The following is a 14652-nucleotide window of genomic DNA, read 5'->3' as shown; positions in this document are numbered from 1 at the left end:
GGTGGCTCAGCTCGATCCGAGACCGGTCACCGCCGGTGTGAGCGCTGACGTGACCACGCCGTCGGGCCAGCGCAGCCGGACACCCAGATCTCTTGTGAGAAAGCCACACTCGGTGTTGACAACACTATGTGGGGCCGCCGCGGGCGCCTGCGGGCCGGCGGTCAACATGGCGTAGCCGGGAAAACAGGTCAGCCAGTCACCCACTGCGGCGTCCGCCGGGCGGGGCACGGTGGACACCTCCAGTTCGGCACCGGTGCCGCAGGCTTCGGCCATCATCCCCAGTGTTCCGACGATGCCGGCCATGCTGACATCCTTGGCCGCCCGGGGTGCCGAGCGTGCCACCAGGGTGGTCATCGCCGCCAGGTCCGCGCTGCTGCGCGTACTCGTCGAATCCCATTGCCGCCCGTGGTAACCCGGCCGCCACCGACCGGTGGTGTCGACGGTCAACCGGATCGGGTCGCCGACGATGCCGCCGCCGGCACGGACCGGTGCGCGGGTGCGGCCCAGCGCGGTCACCGACAGCGCGGCGGGGACACCGAGTTGGGTGTGTCCGCCCAGGACGGGCACCTGCCAGGCGGCCGAGGCCGCCGCGACACCGGAGATCACCCGGTCGAGGATGCCGCGGGTGGGGGCACCCACAGCGTCGAGCAGCCCCACCGGCGCAGCGCCCATCGCGGTCAGATCGTTGACGTTGACCAGCACCGAACACCAGCCCGCCCATTCAGGATCCCGTTCGACCATCGACGGGATGATGGCATCACAGGCGGCGATCAGGTCGGTCCCGCCGACCGGGACGCCGTCGTCCCCGACGAAACCCGCCGGCCCCAGGCCACCGGGAGTCCGCCGCAGCGGCGCCAGGGTCGAGCCCAGAAATGACTTGGTGGCAGCGGCGGCACGCTGCACCGGGTCCAGCGGCCAGCGCATCCAGGCGTGTTCGACGCCGGCCACCCGGCGCGATCCCACCCGCTGCCAGCCGAGCGTGTCGAATAGGGCGGCATAACGCTGCTGCACCGTCGCCTCGAAGCGCAGCACGCCCGACGCCTCGGCGAAGGCGCACGCCGCCCGGACCAGTGCCGGGCCGACGCCGCTCGCGCGAACCGCCGGGTCGGTCACCAACCGACTGCCCGTCCACCAGCCGAGATCGGTCGCTGTGGCCGGTGCCAGACGGACGCCGCCGAGGAGGCGGCCCTCGGGGCTGCTCGCCACCAGCACCACGGTGCGCGGGTCGTCGTCGATGTCGTCGCGGTCGGTGCGGGTGAACAGCCCCTGCTCGGTGACGAAAGAGTCATGGCGCAGTTGCCGATAGCCGGCGATCTGCGAGGCGCTCTCGGCCCGGATCACCAGGTACGACGCCGACGGGCGCGGTGTCCCGCAGAGGATGGACGAACTGACGGGGGCGCTGTGACCGCTGGCCGTGAACGGGATCATCAGGCGCCCAGGTTCTGCAGCACGCCGCACGCGCCGCAGGCTGCGCAGCCCGCACGTTGGTCGGCACCGGTCATCCCGGCAGCGCGCAGCAACAGCGCGACCTCGCGGCTGACCTTCTCGACAACGGCGGCATCGGGCGCCGCCGCGCCATCGACGTCGACCGCCAACGACCCCGGCTGCGGGCGGAACGGGACGACGAATGGGTACACGCCCATCTCGATGAGATCGGCGGCCCCGCTGATCATCTGCTCGGCGTCCTCGCCGAGTCCGACGAGCAGGTAGGTCGAGACCTGGTTGCGGCCGAACACTCGGACGGCCTCTCGCCAGGCGTCTCGGTAGCGCTCCACCGACACGGTGGCCTTTCCGGGCATCCAGCGACGCCGGACGTCCTCTTCGAGGGATTCGATGTGGATGCCGATGGCGTCGGCGCCGGCCTCCCGCAGTTCGGTCAGCACCGCAGGATCGGCGGGTGGTTCGCACTGCACCTGGATCGGCAGCGTCGGCACCGCCGCCTTGACGGCGCGCACGCACCGGGCGAGGTGGCGGGCGCCGCGGTCACTGCCCGCCGAGGTTCCAGTGGTCATGACCATCTGGGTCACGCCGTCGAGGCGAACGGCAGCGGCGGCGACCTCGGCGAGCTCGGCGGGACGTTTGACGGCGGTGGTGGCGCCCGAGCGCAGCGACTCCTCGATGGTGCAGAACCGGCAGCGTTGGTCGGCGCTGTATCGGATGCAGGTCTGAACGACGGTGGTGGCCAGGACGTTGCGGCCGTGCAGGCGGGCCAGCTTCTCGTAGGGCACGCCATCGGGGGTCACCAGGTCATAGAAGTGCGGCCGAGCGACGACTTCGACATCGAGCCCGGTGTCCTCGCCGTCGAGAATCACCCGGGTGCCGTCGAAGACGAAGGGGCTGTTGGGGTTTCGCGGGATCGCGGCGTTGAGGCCGTCGATGACCAGGTGCCCGTCGGCGCTCGGTCCTGCGCCTGCGGTCCGGCTGACCGGTGGCCGGCCGCGGATTCCCAGCAGTGCCAGATCAACTCGGGTGGATGCAGACATCTCGCGGTCTCCTTTTCAGTGCCCGACGGCGAGCCGCAGCACCGACTCGTGGTGACCGCTGATGAGGGTCGCGGCGATGTGGGAGGCGTCGCGGTCGATCCCCAGGAATCGGCCTGAACCCCAGGTGTGCATCCAGGGCAGGCCGATGAAGCTCAGGCCGGGTACCGCGGTGATGCCGCGGGTCTGCATGGGACGACCACCGCCGTCGAACGCACTGGCCTCGATCCACCGATAGTCGGGCCGGTAGCCGATCGCCCACACGATGCTGGTGACGTTCTCGGCCGCCAAGTCCACATTGATGGGCTCCGCTTCGGGTTCCCACACCGGCGCGTACCGGGTGGCCGGCGGCGCACTGATCTGCTCGCGCTCGATGTGGGCGTCGATGTCCGAGCAGATCGAGTTGTACACCGAATCGGCCGCATTCAGGGCCGCGCGCAGATTCGGGTCAAAGTGCAGCGTGGAGTCCCTGCCGTCGGCCAGCGTTCCGTAGAGCTTCATCCCGTCGAGCGCGAACTGCCGCAGATCCACATCCCGGCCACCGTCACGCCCGGTCACATAGTGATTGGTCTTCTCGATCGCCGCCTTTCCGCCCGGATACTGCTGGGCCGGGCGGTCATACACGCCCATCTCGGCGAGCCAGGTCATGCAGTCCCGACCGCGGTAGAAGCGCGCCACGCGGGGCGCGCTGCCGACCGCGAGGTGAACTTGGCGACCGGCCAGATGCAGATCCTCGGCGATCTGGGTGCCGGACTGCCCTGTCCCGACCACCAGCACGGCGCCGTCTGGCAGCTGGCTGGGGTTGCGGTACTGCTCGGAGTGGATTTGGACGACTGCAGGGTCCAGCGAGCCGGCGAACGACGGAATCACCGGAAGCGGGTAGCCCCCGGTCGCGATCACCGCACTCTCGCAGGTGAGAGTTTCGCTGCCCGCGGACGTCTGCAATGTGAGCTCGAACCCGCCCTCGGGGCGGTTCTGCAGCCTGGTCACCCGGGTGTGGGCCCGCACCGGCGGGGTGAAGGTGTCCAGCCAGTCGGCCAACCACGCGACGACTTCGTCGCGGGTCATGAATCCGTCGGGGTCGGAACCTGCGTAGGGGTAACCGGGCAGCTGACAGTGCCAGTTCGGCGTCACCAGGGTGAAGTTGTCCCAACGGTTGTCGGCCCATGCGTGCACCGGGGTGTGGGACTCCAGGACGACGTGTTCGATGCCGGCGCGGCCGAGATACCAGCTGACGGACAGACCGGCCTGCCCGCCGCCGACGATCGCGACCGGTACGTGATGTGCGGACGTCATGTTCGCTCCGGTTCGGGTTGCATGGCGGTGATCTCGACCTCCGCATCGCCCGGAAAGCGGTTGGCGGTCCGGCGGATCCGGTCGGCGGTGGCCGCGGCCGAGGTACAGACGAAGCCGTACTTGGCCCGTACCCGCTCACTGGCCTGCTGCAGTGCCTGACCGGAGCGGGTGAGGAACTCGGCGACGGTGTAGCGGCCTCCGGTGGTCAGGTAGTCGTGCATGACCAGGCTGGGGGAGTAGCAGGACTGGACACTGCCGTCGGGCCAGCGCACGTCGAACGTCATCTCAGGCATGGGCCAGATCCGCCCACGGGGTGGCGTCGGTCTCGACCAGGGGTCCGTAGACGTCCGGTCGCCGGTCGCGCAGGTGGAACATGCCGGCCCGCATGGTGCGGAATGTCTCGTCGATGTCGACGTCGGCCACCGCCATACCGCTGCCCAGCAGGGTCGTGGCCAGGATGTTGCCGCCGGGATCGACCACCTTGGCGTTGCCGACGTAGCGCAACGACCCGAAGGTGCCGGACTGGTTTGCCGCCAACCAGAACACCTGATTGTCCAGAGCGCGGGCGATGTCGAACTGGTTGAACCGGTACGTCCATCGGTCGTCCTGCAGATTCTCTGCGGTGGCGGTGCGAGCCGCGGGCCAGGCCGACAGACTGGCGATGATCTGAGCGCCGCCGAGCGCCATGATTCGAGCGGCTTCCGGAAACGCTTTGTCGTAACAGATCTGCAGCCCGATGCGGCCGGCCGGGGTGTCGTGAACGTCGTAGCGCGATCCCGCGGAATACGACATGCCCTCACCCAACGGCTGATGCACCTTGCGGTACACGCCGTAGACATGGCCGCCGTCGAGCAGTGCGGCGGCGTTGTAGCGTGTTTCGCCGTCGTCGGCGAGTTCGCAGAACCCGATCGCCACGACGAGGTCTCCGGCGAGTTGCTGCACCCGCGCGATCTCGGGTCCATCGATGCGGATGGCGGGCGGCAGTGAGCGGGTGGTGGCCCGCACGGTGTCGCCGTGATTGCCCAACGATGACAGGTAGCCGCCGATGGCGGCCTCGGGCAGCGCGAGGAAGTCCACGCCGCGATCCCGGGCCTCATCGGTCAGCGCGGCGATGACTGCATAGTTCTGGTCGAGCTCCCTGGTGAAGTTCGCGGACGCGGCGGCGAGAGTCGTCATGGCGGAATCCTCTGTCTCACACCAGAACCAAACTCACACCATGTAGGTGGAGTTGATGATCGCACCCTTGCGCGCGTAGTAGATCAACGCGTCCTGGACATCGAGCGGGTGGCAGGGGATGACGCCCGCGATGAGGTCCTCCTCGCGACCGCCGTGCAGGGCGAGACCGAAGCGGCAGGCGAAGACGGTGCCCCCTTCACCGATGAAGGTGGCCAGGGCATCGTTGATGTTCTGTTCGCCGGGGAAGCCGGAGTCGCCGGTCTTGGGGAATCCGCGGGTGGCCAGGCAGTTGATGGCGCCGGGGCCGTAGAAGTAGATGGCCGATTCGAAACCTTTGCGCAACGCCCGGGTGGCCTGCAGCACCGCTACGAAGCTCACCGAAGACTCGTGCGCGATGCCGTGGACCAGGGTGAAGTAGCTCTCGCCCTCCTCGGCCTGGTAATCGGGAAACACCTTGGTGCCGCCGTAGAGGTTCGAGCCCTTGGGCAGCGAGGGGTGCGGGATCTCGGCGAGCGAGGTGGCGATATTCTCGGCAATGGTCGCATCAAATGGCATGGCGGGCTCCGGGTTTCAGGGTGACTCGGCTGGCTGACTGAACTGATCCCAGTACAGGCCCGGCCCATTTCGTGTTGGTTATCGCTGGAATACGACTCCGTTGCCGCGTGTGTGCGTGATGTTGCGCGTCACCTGAAGCAGGTCATCTCGATCCGTGGCGGACCGGGTGAGCACTCCCAGCCCGGACACCAACAACGCCAGGGCGAGGGTCACCCCCGCCGCCTCGCCCGCCCGAGCCGGATCGACCACAGCTTGAGTGGCGACCGTGGTGTAGGCGTACACGAATCCCATGGTGAAGCCGCACGCGGTCAGTGCCATCACGTACCGCGGCCAGGAGGTGGAAAGAGACAGTGCGGCAAGGGATATCGCCGCAACCACGCACCCTGCACCCATGACCGTGACGGGCGAGAGCCGTGACGGCAGTCGGCCGGAGAGGGTGCCTCCCGCAGCGGCACCCACCGACGGCCCCAGGAACACCAGGCCCGCGGTCAGTGGATCGAGGCCACGGACGTCCTGCAGGTTCAGCGTGGAGAGAAAGACCGTGACCACATAGGCGACGTTGGCGACCGTCCCGGCGATCACGAGCACTGCGAAGCCACGGTTGGCGAACAGGCGCACATCGACCAGCGGGTGGCGCGTCCGTCGCTCGACGCTCACGAACGCGGCCAGCAGGCCGACCGAGGCGACGCCGGCGGCGAGGGTCGTCGCCGACAGCCAGCCCCATGTGGGTGCGCGATCGAAGACCAGGGTGAACAGACCGATCCCCGTGATGATCAACGCCAAACCGCCCACATCGATTCGGCGCGGCGCACTTTCATCGAACGTTTCGGGTATCGCGCGCGCGCCGATCAGCAGTGAGATCACCGTGAAAGGCACCAGCAGCCAGAACACCGCGCGCCATCCCACGGTCTCGGTCAGCACACCGCCCACCAACGGCCCGGCCGCATTCCCGAGCCCGGCGATGCCGTAGGCCACACCGATGGCACGGCCCGAACGCTCAGCTGGGTAAGCGTTGGTCAAGACGCTGACGGAGACCGGAAAGATCATCGCCGCCCCGACACCCTGCAGTGCACGGGACCCCACCAGCGCGGCCGCGGTCGGGGCCACCGCGCACAGCACCGACGCCACCGCGAAAAGCGCGATACCGGAGAGCAGCACGCGTCGCCGGCCGAAGATGTCCGCGACGCGGCCCGCGGGCACCATGAAGGCGCCCAACGTCAACATGTAGATGCTGACCACCCACCGCATGTCGGTGATGCTGCTGTTCAGATCCGCGGCGATCCGCGGCAGCGCCAGATTGACTGCGAAGAAGTCGATCTGGACGCAGAACAGTGCGACGGCGGTCGCCGTCAGTATCCAGCGAGTACTGCGATGTCCGATCAAACCCCCATGACCAGTGACGATACGGGATTTCAGCCCGAAATCGTCGGCGCTTGACCCTACTGATCGAAGAGCCCCAAAGTTCGAAGAGCCCCAAAGTCATTGGACATCTCGTACATTACGACGGCCGCTGTGCGCCAATATGGCGCATTGCGAACGGCCTTGAGTGCGTGATCATGTCTGCATGGACGACAGGACCAGGTCACAGGCCACTGAACCGGCACCCTCGGTGAAGGTGGACCCAGCGGTGTTTCGGCAGAGCCTGCGGGCGTTTCCATGGGTCACCGCCAAGGCACCGGTGGGACGAACTCACCGGTGAAAGACCTGCGCTGACCTACTCCGCAGGTGCGGGTGCGACGTCGGCGCCGGTGCCCTTGATGGACGCCTTCGCTCGGTTCTCGGCGCGCACGGCCCTCTTGCCCCGGACATAGCCGGTCGGGGAGATCGCGGCCCCCAGCAGCGCGTCCTCACCCTTGACGAACGGGTGGAACCCGACCCCGGCGCCACCGCGACCCTTGACGGGGATGTCGGCGACTTCGGTGACCTTCCAACTCTTTTCGGCCACCGACAGGATGGCCTCGCCGTTGCCGCAGGAGACGGGAAGCGCGGCGATGACCTCGTCACCGTCGGCGGCCAGCTTCACCCCGGCCACGCCGTTGCCCGCCGCGCCCTGAGGGTTCACCGCCGCGGGGTCGATGCGCAGAATCTTGCCGCGCCGGGTCACCAGCGCCAGGTGATACCCGTCCGGCAACACCCCCGAGCGCAGCAGTCCGGTGATGTCCGGTGCCACCGGGATGTCGCGGATCTTGAACGGCAGACCATTGCCGTTGGTGAACTTCACCCGCCCGTCGGTCCACACGGCCCAGCCCAGACCCGAGGTGAGCAGTTCGCCGTGGCTGTCGGAGAACACACCCCGGTCATCAAGCCGCCAGGCCGCGTTGACCTTACGCTCGCGCGGACCGTCGTCGTCGGCGCTGGACGACACCGGGGTGGCGTCGAAGTCCAGCACGGTGCGGCGGTCGTACTCGGGACCCTTGAACAGCTTCGCGGTCTCGACCAGTTCCTGGTCGATCACCTTCCGGCGCGCATCGGGGTTGGCCACCAGTTCGGACAGTGCGGCGAACTCGGCGTCCAGCTTCTCCGCTTCGGCCTGCAGTTCGATGACGTCGAGCTTGGTGAGCCGCCGAAGCTGCAGTCCCAGAACGTAATCGGCCTGTTCAGCATCGATCGAGAACCGCTTCTGAAGACCCTGACGGGCCTCGTCGACGGTCTCGGATCCCCGGATGACCGCGACCGCGGCGTCGATGTCCAGGTGGATCTTCATCAGGCCGGCCACCAGGTGGCGGCGTGCGGTGACCTTCTCCAGTCGGTACTCGCTGCGGTGCAGCACCACCGAATCCCGCAGATGCAGGAACGCGGCGATCAGTTCGCGCACCGACCACCACCGCGGCACGCGGTTCTCGTCGAGTGCCACCAGGCTGGCCGCGAACGTCGACTCCAGCGGGGTCAGGGCCAGCAGTTGGTCACGGATCTGCTCGGCGTTGTGGCCGCGCTTGGCGGTGACGACGATGCGCAGTCCGTTGCGGCGGTCCGTCAGGTCCGACATGTCCGCCACGCCGGACATCTCACCGGACTCGACCAGGGCCCGAATACGGTCCTGCACAGTGTTACTCGCGACACCGGGCGGCAGTTCGGTGATGATGCAGTTCTTGCCCTCGACCGACACCGTGCCGCGCACCGTGAAGTGGCCCCTGCCCGTGGTGATGTACTCCCGCAGTCCGGCGGTGCCGATCACCGAGGCTCCGGAACCCCAGTCGGGACCCGGAATGAGCTTCACCAACCGGTCGTCGGTCATGTTGGGGGTCTTCAGCAGTGCCCGGCAGGCGGCCATGACCTCGCGGGGATTGTGCGCGGGCACCTTGGTGGCCCACCCCTCGGCGATGCCGACGGCACCGTTGCACAGCAGAACCGGCCACTGGGCTGGGAGCCACGTCGGTTCGACCCACTCACCGTCGAAGGTCGGCACCATCGGCACCGCATGACTGTCGAGTTCGGCGGTCAGCGCCGCGCCGGGGGCCGACAACCGCATCTCGGTGTAGCGGTCGGCTGCGGGGATGTCGCCCTGGATGCGCGGGAAAGCGCCTTGTCCGTCAATGACTTTCACGCGCTGGAAGTCGGCGGCCATCAGCGCCGCGGCGCCATACATCGACGCGCCGCCGTGGGGGTGCAGGTTGCCGGTGACGGCCGAGCACACCTTCGAGGACTTCTGCGGCTTGTTGCCGGGCAGCAGTTTGGAGTCGTGCATCTGGTAGAGCAGACGACGCTGGCCCGGCTTGAGCCCGTCATACGCGGACGGGATGGCGCGGTCGCTGACGCTGTAGAGCGCGAAGGTCAGCTGGTAATGGTTCCAGTAGTCGTCGGCGCTCTGGTCGAGCACCATATCGGGGTTCTGCTCAGGAACATCCAGGGTGGCGGTCACAGTGGTTCTCCTACGTCGCCTACGTCAGGTCCAGCGCGGAGGTGTCGACACGGGAGGCGACATCCGCCATCCACGTGCGCCGGCCCTCCGGCGGCCCGCCGAACAGTGTGTGATGCAGCTTCTTCTCGCTGTCATCGAGGTGGACCCGAATCACCGTGCGGCGCTGTGGGTCCAGCACGGTGGTCCAGAAGTCGTCGGCGTCCATCTCACCGAGACCCTTGTTGCGCTGCACCTCGACCCGGCGGTTCGAGGTGGCCTTCAACTGGGCCACCGCGGCATCGCGCTCGGACTCGTCCTGGCAGTAGATCCGCTGATCGGCGGCCTTGACCACGAACAGTGGCGGCAGCGTCACATAGACCATGCCGGCCTCGACGAGCGGGCGGTAGAAGTCCAGGAACATCGAGATCAGGCTCGAGTTGATGTTGCCACCGTCGGGGTCGGCGTCGGAGGCGAACAGGATCCGGTCGTACCGGCACAGTTCCGGATCGCAGCTGTCGCGCACCCCGCAGCCCAGGATGCGTTCGATCGCGTCGAACTCGTCCTTGACTCGGGCCTTGCTCAGCGCGAATCCGTACACATTCGGCGGCTTCCCTTTCAGGGGGAAGGCCGCCTGGAAGGTGGCGTCACGCGCGGCCTTGATGGTGCCCAGCGCCGAATCGCCCTCGCAGAGGAACAGCTCAGCGCCGGATCCGCGTCCGGTTTCCCTGCTGGGCAACAGTTTCGGTGGCAGCGACAGGTTGGTCCCCAGGCCCTTGGCCTTCGATGCCGCGCGGGATCGGGCCTTCGCACCCTCGGCACTGCGGCGGGCCCGCGCGGACTCGAGCGCCAGCTTCGTCCACAACGTGACGGTGTCGGTGTTGGCGGGGTTGGCCGCCCAGATGGTGACGCTGCGGGCCACATCCGGGGCCATCGCCATGTTCAGCGACCGCGACGACACCGCGGTCTTGGCCTGGGAGTCCCATGCCACGTCGGGCGCGCGGGTATCCACGGCCAAAGCGGTGACGGCCGCGAAATCCTGTGGCTCCGGGCCTTCTTCACCCTTGGCCAGGCCGAGATCGCGGATCCGGGAGGCGCGGTCGGCCAACGCCTCGGACAGTCCCTTGATCGCGGCGGTCAGGTGCGATCCGCCGCCGGGGGTGCGCACGGTGTTGCAGAACGCGGCGATGGTCACCGGTTCGGCCGGACCCGCGGTCAGCGACCACCGGAACGGCGTCGGTCCCCGACCAGTCGTGTACTCGCCACGACCCTCCACGACGGCGCGGATCTCGGGCAGGGGAGTGCCGGCCGCCGTGCACATGAGGTCCAGCAGGGTGTCGGTGCCCCACGGTCCGCTGAAGGGCTCGAGCAGCGCCGGCGGAACCTCCTCGCCAGGCCAGCCCTCGTCGACGACGGTCAGGTGCACGCCGGGAGACATCCGTGCCGCGGCGTGCGCGCGCAGCAGCACTTCGCCGATGTCGACGGTCGAATCCGGGACCACGGCCGGGTCGAACAGGATGCGAACTTCTGTGCCGTGTGCGTTGGGCTTGCGGTTGCCGACGCCGCGCAGTTTCTGCGCGTCTGCGCGGGTGAACGGGGCGTTCGGATCGAAGTCGTCGCCCTCGAAGACACCGGGGTAGCCGGCCCCGAAGCTCTGCAGGTAGGTCTTTCCGGCTCGGCGGACCGTCACGTCGGTGCGGGCCGAGATGAACACGGCGGCTGCGGCGCCGATGCCGTTGAGGCCGGCGCCCGTGCTTGCGGCGTCGGCGTGTGCGGAGAACTTGCCACCCGCCCGGGCGGTGCCGAGCGTCTTGACGATGCCGTTCTTGCCGGTCACGGGGTCGGTGTCGACGGGAAGACCGCGACCGTCGTCGGCGACACTGACCGATCCGTCGGCGTGCAGGGTGATCGTGACGGTCGAACCGCCGTGGCTGGGTTCAGCGACCTCTTCGATCGCGTTGTCGACGATCTCGCGCAGGGCGGTGTTGAGGACGTCCAGGCCGAGATTCACCGCCGGCCGCAGGCGGGTGTGCTGGACATCGTCGAGCTCGGTGATGTCGGCGGCGGTGTAACTCACTACTCGTTCTCTCCGTCGGGGCGGCCAGGGTCGGAGAGGAATGGTAGTTGGCCAATATGACATCGCCGCGCAACCGGGCGCGACCTGCCGCCGGTGGCGGACGTCTCAGACGGTCATTTCCAGGATCTCGTCCCCGACCGCGTGGCCTTCGAAGTAACCAAGGCCATAGTCGCCCTCGATGGTGGTGCGGTGCATGACGCGGGCCTCGTCGGGATCGTGGCCGCTGACAGCGTGCAGCATCCGCCAGTTGTCCCAGATCACCATGTCGGTGGGGCGCCACCTGTGGAAGTAGGGGGTGATCTTGGTCAGGACGTCCCGGCACACCGCCTCGAGCAGTTGGTCGCCGTCGGGTGTCTCGTCGCCCTCGATGCCTTCGGCCATCCACGGTGAGACGTGCAGCACCTTCTCCCCGGTGGTGCGGGTCCACACCGCGGGGTGCACGGCACGCGGGAGCTGCTTGCCGTAGTCGATGGTCTTCTGCAGGGCCGCGTGGGGCTGCACCTCGCGGAATCCATCGGCCAGGCCGAACCGCATGTCGCGGAAGCGCAGGTTCAGGCTGTAGAGCACGTTGCGGGTCTCGATCCGCTGTCGCAGTTCGGGCGACAGCTGCCGGTAAAGCTCGATGCCGTCGGCGAATCCGGTCTCGCCGCCTTCGGTGACGCCGGTGATGCAGCGCAGCACACCGGCCCGGTTGAGTTCGTTGTTGTAGCAGTGGTCGAAATGCCAGGGCAGCCAGGAGGTGACCTCCCTGCCGTCGATCTCGACGATGTTGCCCTCGCGCGGAGCCTGGCCGATCTCGATGATGCCGGGATGCAGGGCTTGCCCCACGCGCGGCACCGTAGGCACCGGATGGTCCTTGAGCGGGCCGAACACCGTGCTGATCTCGACTTGGAGTCGGCCGCCGGGCTCGACGTCCTCGAACAGGATCATGCCGCGGTCCTCGAAAACCTCCCGGAGCTGGGCGCGGACCTGCTCATCCGCCAGCGTGGTGAGGGTGACGCCGCTGACCCGGGCGCCGAACGAGAGGCCCGCGCGCAGGGGGCTGACGGTGATGGATGACATGACGGCGCTCCTCGCTGACCTTGCTTCCTATATCAATAATTGATACGGTAAATCACTATCTAACATTAGTGAGGATGCGGAATGGCCGTCAAGGGCAGTTCCACCGCTGCGCGCGTCCTGGTGGTGTTCGAGGCGGTCGCCGCGCATCAACCGGTGGGTGTGGCCGCGCTGTCCCGGATGCTCGACATCGACAAGAGCGCTGTTCAACGGGCGCTTGTGACGTTGGCCGATCAGGGCTGGATCCAGGCGCGCGAAGATCAGATGACCCGATGGGAGACCACGCCGCGCGTCCTGAACATCGCGCTCAGCTCGCACGGCAAGGCGGACCTGCGCCAGAACATTCAGCAGGTGCTCGAACAACTGGCCGCACAGACCGGCGAGACCGCGATCTTCAACGAACCGGATGGCGCACACCTGGTGGTGTCCCAGGTGGCGGAGAGTCGACACCCGCTGCGGATGGTGCCGCGCGTCGGCGCGATCGTCCCCGCCCGCGAGAGCGCCACCGGCCGCATTCTGCTGCCCTACCTCAGTCCGCAACGCCAGGCCGAACTGTTGGGCGGCCCGCCCGACGAGGCGTTGCTGGCGCTGTTCGAGGAGTGCCGGGTCCACGGGTACGCGGCCAGCCGCGAAGTGGACGCCCCCAGCATGACGATTGCCGCGCCGGTGTTCGAGATCGACGGCCGCCCGATCGGCGCGGTGGCGATCACGGGACCCGCCGAGCGAATGTCTCCCGAAAACCTGCCCCGCCTGGCCGAATCGGTGTGCAAGGCCGCCACGCTCCTGTCGCGGGGTGTCCCGAAGGTGGGGACAGCCCTACCCTGAAAACGCAGGCGCACGGGATGGGGGTGAAGCCGGCAGATGCCTAGTCTGAGGGACGTGGCACACATGCAGCGCACCGGACGAATTCGTCAGCTGGGCATCGACACCGCCTACATCCTTCTCGGATTCCCGCTCGCCACAATCAGTTTCAGCGTCATCGTGACCATGCTGGCGGCCGGGATCGGCACGCTCGTGGTGGTCATCGGACTGCCGATCATCGTCGGAACGCTCCTGGTGGCCCGCGTGCTCGCCGACATCGAACGGCTGCGCCTTCCCGCCGTCCTTCGGCGTGCACGCACCCGGCCGGCCTACCGCAGCGCCGCCCCAGGGTCGACGGTATGGCGTCGGCTCGGCGCGGTGCTCTCCGACGGTCAGTCCTGGCTCGATGTGGTGTATGCCCTGGTGCGATTCCCGTTCGCGGTGGCCACCTTCAGCGTGGTGGTCAGCTGGTGGGCCACGGCGGTGGCCGGCACCCTGACCATCGCGTGGGATTGGGCCATTCCGCGCGGCCCGGACAACACCTCGCTGGCGCAGCTGATCGGTCTGGGTGACAGCGATGCCGCCCGGGTCGGACTCCAGACCGCCATAGGCCTGGTCTGCCTGGTCAGCCTGCCGTGGGTGGTCCGCGGTTGCGCGCTGCTCGACGCCGCTCTGGCCCACATGCTGCTCTGCGGGGTTTCGGAGATGCGTCAGACGATCACCGTGCTGACCGAACAGAAATCCGCGGCGACGTCCGCCGAGGCACACGCGTTGCGCAGGCTGGAACGCGACATCCACGACGGCCCGCAGCAGCGGCTCATCCGCCTGGCCATGGACCTGGGCCGCGCCCGCCAACACAGTCAGCCCGGCGCCCTGCAGGACATCCTCGACGAGGCGGTGGTGCAGACCCAGGAGACTCTCGACGAACTGCGTGCGCTGTCACGGGGGATCGCACCGCCGGTGCTCACCGACCGCGGCTTGCCCAGTGCACTTGCCGCGCTCGCCATTCGGTGCACGGTGCCGGTGGAACTCGTCGTCGATCCGGACCTGGGCACCCCGGCGGGCAGGCTCGATCCGGCGGTGGAGAGCACCGTGTACTTCGCGGTCGCCGAGGCGCTGACCAACGTCGCCAAGCACAGCGCAGCGATGAACTGCTGGGTCACCGTCGCGACCGTGACACAGAACGCGCACGGTCCCGACCGGATCAGCGTCGAGATCGTCGACAATGGGGACGGCGGCGCACATCTGGCCAAGGGACACGGTCTGGCCGGACTCGCGGACCGCGTCCGCGCCCACGGGGGCATCCTGGAGGTGACGAGCCCTGCGGGCGGCCCGTCGACGATCTCGGTGGAGCTTCCGGTATGAGAGGGGCC

At 68.1% G+C, this 14652-nt stretch carries 12 protein-coding genes; 2 read left to right on the top strand and 10 right to left on the bottom strand.

Features of this window, described 5'->3' with window-relative positions; genetic code table 11:
• Positions 1-6 precede the first annotated feature (6 nt).
• The 10 genes from G6N34_RS25195 to G6N34_RS25150 form a co-directional block, all read right to left on the bottom strand.
• Positions 7-1428: an MSMEG_0567/sll0787 family protein gene (locus G6N34_RS25195; RefSeq protein ID WP_085153694.1), complete on the bottom strand. Its 1422-nt coding sequence runs from the start codon at positions 1426-1428 to the stop codon at positions 7-9.
• Complete coding sequence (locus G6N34_RS25190; protein WP_085153692.1) at positions 1428-2483, bottom strand: MSMEG_0568 family radical SAM protein; 1056 nt, start codon at positions 2481-2483, stop codon at positions 1428-1430. The genes G6N34_RS25195 and G6N34_RS25190 overlap by 1 nt, the downstream gene beginning before the upstream one ends.
• A gap of 15 nt (positions 2484-2498) precedes the next feature.
• Positions 2499-3776 (bottom strand): MSMEG_0569 family flavin-dependent oxidoreductase, encoded by a 1278-nt coding sequence (locus tag G6N34_RS25185; RefSeq protein ID WP_085153690.1) that lies wholly within the window; start codon positions 3774-3776, stop codon positions 2499-2501.
• The gene (locus tag G6N34_RS25180) at positions 3773-4069 is read right to left on the bottom strand and encodes an MSMEG_0570 family nitrogen starvation response protein (protein ID WP_085153689.1); all 297 of its coding nucleotides are present in this window, start codon (positions 4067-4069) and stop codon (positions 3773-3775) included. Before G6N34_RS25180 ends, G6N34_RS25185 begins: the two co-directional genes overlap by 4 nt.
• On the bottom strand, positions 4062-4952 hold the full coding sequence (locus tag G6N34_RS25175) for a carbon-nitrogen hydrolase family protein (RefSeq protein ID WP_085153687.1): 891 nt from the start codon (positions 4950-4952) through the stop codon (positions 4062-4064). The genes G6N34_RS25180 and G6N34_RS25175 overlap by 8 nt, the downstream gene beginning before the upstream one ends.
• Positions 4953-4985: 33 nt before the next feature.
• Positions 4986-5507 carry an MSMEG_0572/Sll0783 family nitrogen starvation response protein gene (locus G6N34_RS25170; protein WP_085153685.1) on the bottom strand — a complete coding sequence of 174 codons (522 nt, stop codon included), beginning with the start codon at positions 5505-5507 and terminating at the stop codon, positions 4986-4988.
• Positions 5508-5585: 78 nt separating this feature from the next.
• Positions 5586-6890: an MFS transporter gene (locus tag G6N34_RS25165; RefSeq protein WP_085153684.1), complete on the bottom strand. Its 1305-nt coding sequence runs from the start codon at positions 6888-6890 to the stop codon at positions 5586-5588.
• 331 nt (positions 6891-7221) lie between these two features.
• Positions 7222-9366, bottom strand: a complete 2145-nt coding sequence (locus tag G6N34_RS25160; protein WP_085153682.1) for a DNA gyrase subunit A — start codon at positions 9364-9366, stop codon at positions 7222-7224.
• 19 nt (positions 9367-9385) lie between these two features.
• Complete coding sequence (locus G6N34_RS25155; protein WP_085153680.1) at positions 9386-11419, bottom strand: toprim domain-containing protein; 2034 nt, start codon at positions 11417-11419, stop codon at positions 9386-9388.
• 105 nt (positions 11420-11524) lie between these two features.
• Positions 11525-12481, bottom strand: coding sequence for a TauD/TfdA dioxygenase family protein (locus tag G6N34_RS25150; protein ID WP_085153678.1), 957 nt, complete (start codon positions 12479-12481; stop codon positions 11525-11527).
• An 81-nt stretch (positions 12482-12562) separates the two neighbouring features.
• Between G6N34_RS25150 and G6N34_RS25145 the strand changes: the two genes are divergently transcribed.
• The gene (locus G6N34_RS25145) at positions 12563-13303 is read left to right on the top strand and encodes an IclR family transcriptional regulator (RefSeq protein WP_085153676.1); all 741 of its coding nucleotides are present in this window, start codon (positions 12563-12565) and stop codon (positions 13301-13303) included.
• 63 nt (positions 13304-13366) lie between these two features.
• A complete protein-coding gene (locus G6N34_RS25140) occupies positions 13367-14644 on the top strand; it encodes a sensor histidine kinase (RefSeq protein ID WP_109788579.1) in 1278 nt (425 codons plus the stop codon).
• Positions 14645-14652: the final 8 nt, after the last annotated feature.

This window comes from Mycolicibacterium confluentis, assembly GCF_010729895.1.
In the GTDB taxonomy this organism is placed as follows: Bacteria; Actinomycetota; Actinomycetes; order Mycobacteriales; family Mycobacteriaceae; genus Mycobacterium; species Mycobacterium confluentis.
The sequence above is the reverse complement of the archived record's forward strand: the minus strand, read 5'-3'. Positions and strand labels throughout refer to the sequence as shown.

What these genes read in the sequence shown, in the direction of transcription:
- G6N34_RS25195 (WP_085153694.1), bottom strand. Translation starts at nt 1,428, where the DNA reads ATGATCCCGTTCACGGCCAGCGGTCACAGCGCCCCCGTCAGTTCGTCC.
- G6N34_RS25190 (WP_085153692.1), bottom strand. Translation starts at nt 2,483, where the DNA reads ATGTCTGCATCCACCCGAGTTGATCTGGCACTGCTGGGAATCCGCGGC.
- G6N34_RS25185 (WP_085153690.1), bottom strand. Translation starts at nt 3,776, where the DNA reads ATGACGTCCGCACATCACGTACCGGTCGCGATCGTCGGCGGCGGGCAG.
- G6N34_RS25180 (WP_085153689.1), bottom strand. Translation starts at nt 4,069, where the DNA reads ATGCCTGAGATGACGTTCGACGTGCGCTGGCCCGACGGCAGTGTCCAG.
- G6N34_RS25175 (WP_085153687.1), bottom strand. Translation starts at nt 4,952, where the DNA reads ATGACGACTCTCGCCGCCGCGTCCGCGAACTTCACCAGGGAGCTCGAC.
- G6N34_RS25170 (WP_085153685.1), bottom strand. Translation starts at nt 5,507, where the DNA reads ATGCCATTTGATGCGACCATTGCCGAGAATATCGCCACCTCGCTCGCC.
- G6N34_RS25150 (WP_085153678.1), bottom strand. Translation starts at nt 12,481, where the DNA reads ATGTCATCCATCACCGTCAGCCCCCTGCGCGCGGGCCTCTCGTTCGGC.
- G6N34_RS25145 (WP_085153676.1), top strand. Translation starts at nt 12,563, where the DNA reads ATGGCCGTCAAGGGCAGTTCCACCGCTGCGCGCGTCCTGGTGGTGTTC.
- G6N34_RS25140 (WP_109788579.1), top strand. Translation starts at nt 13,367, where the DNA reads ATGCAGCGCACCGGACGAATTCGTCAGCTGGGCATCGACACCGCCTAC.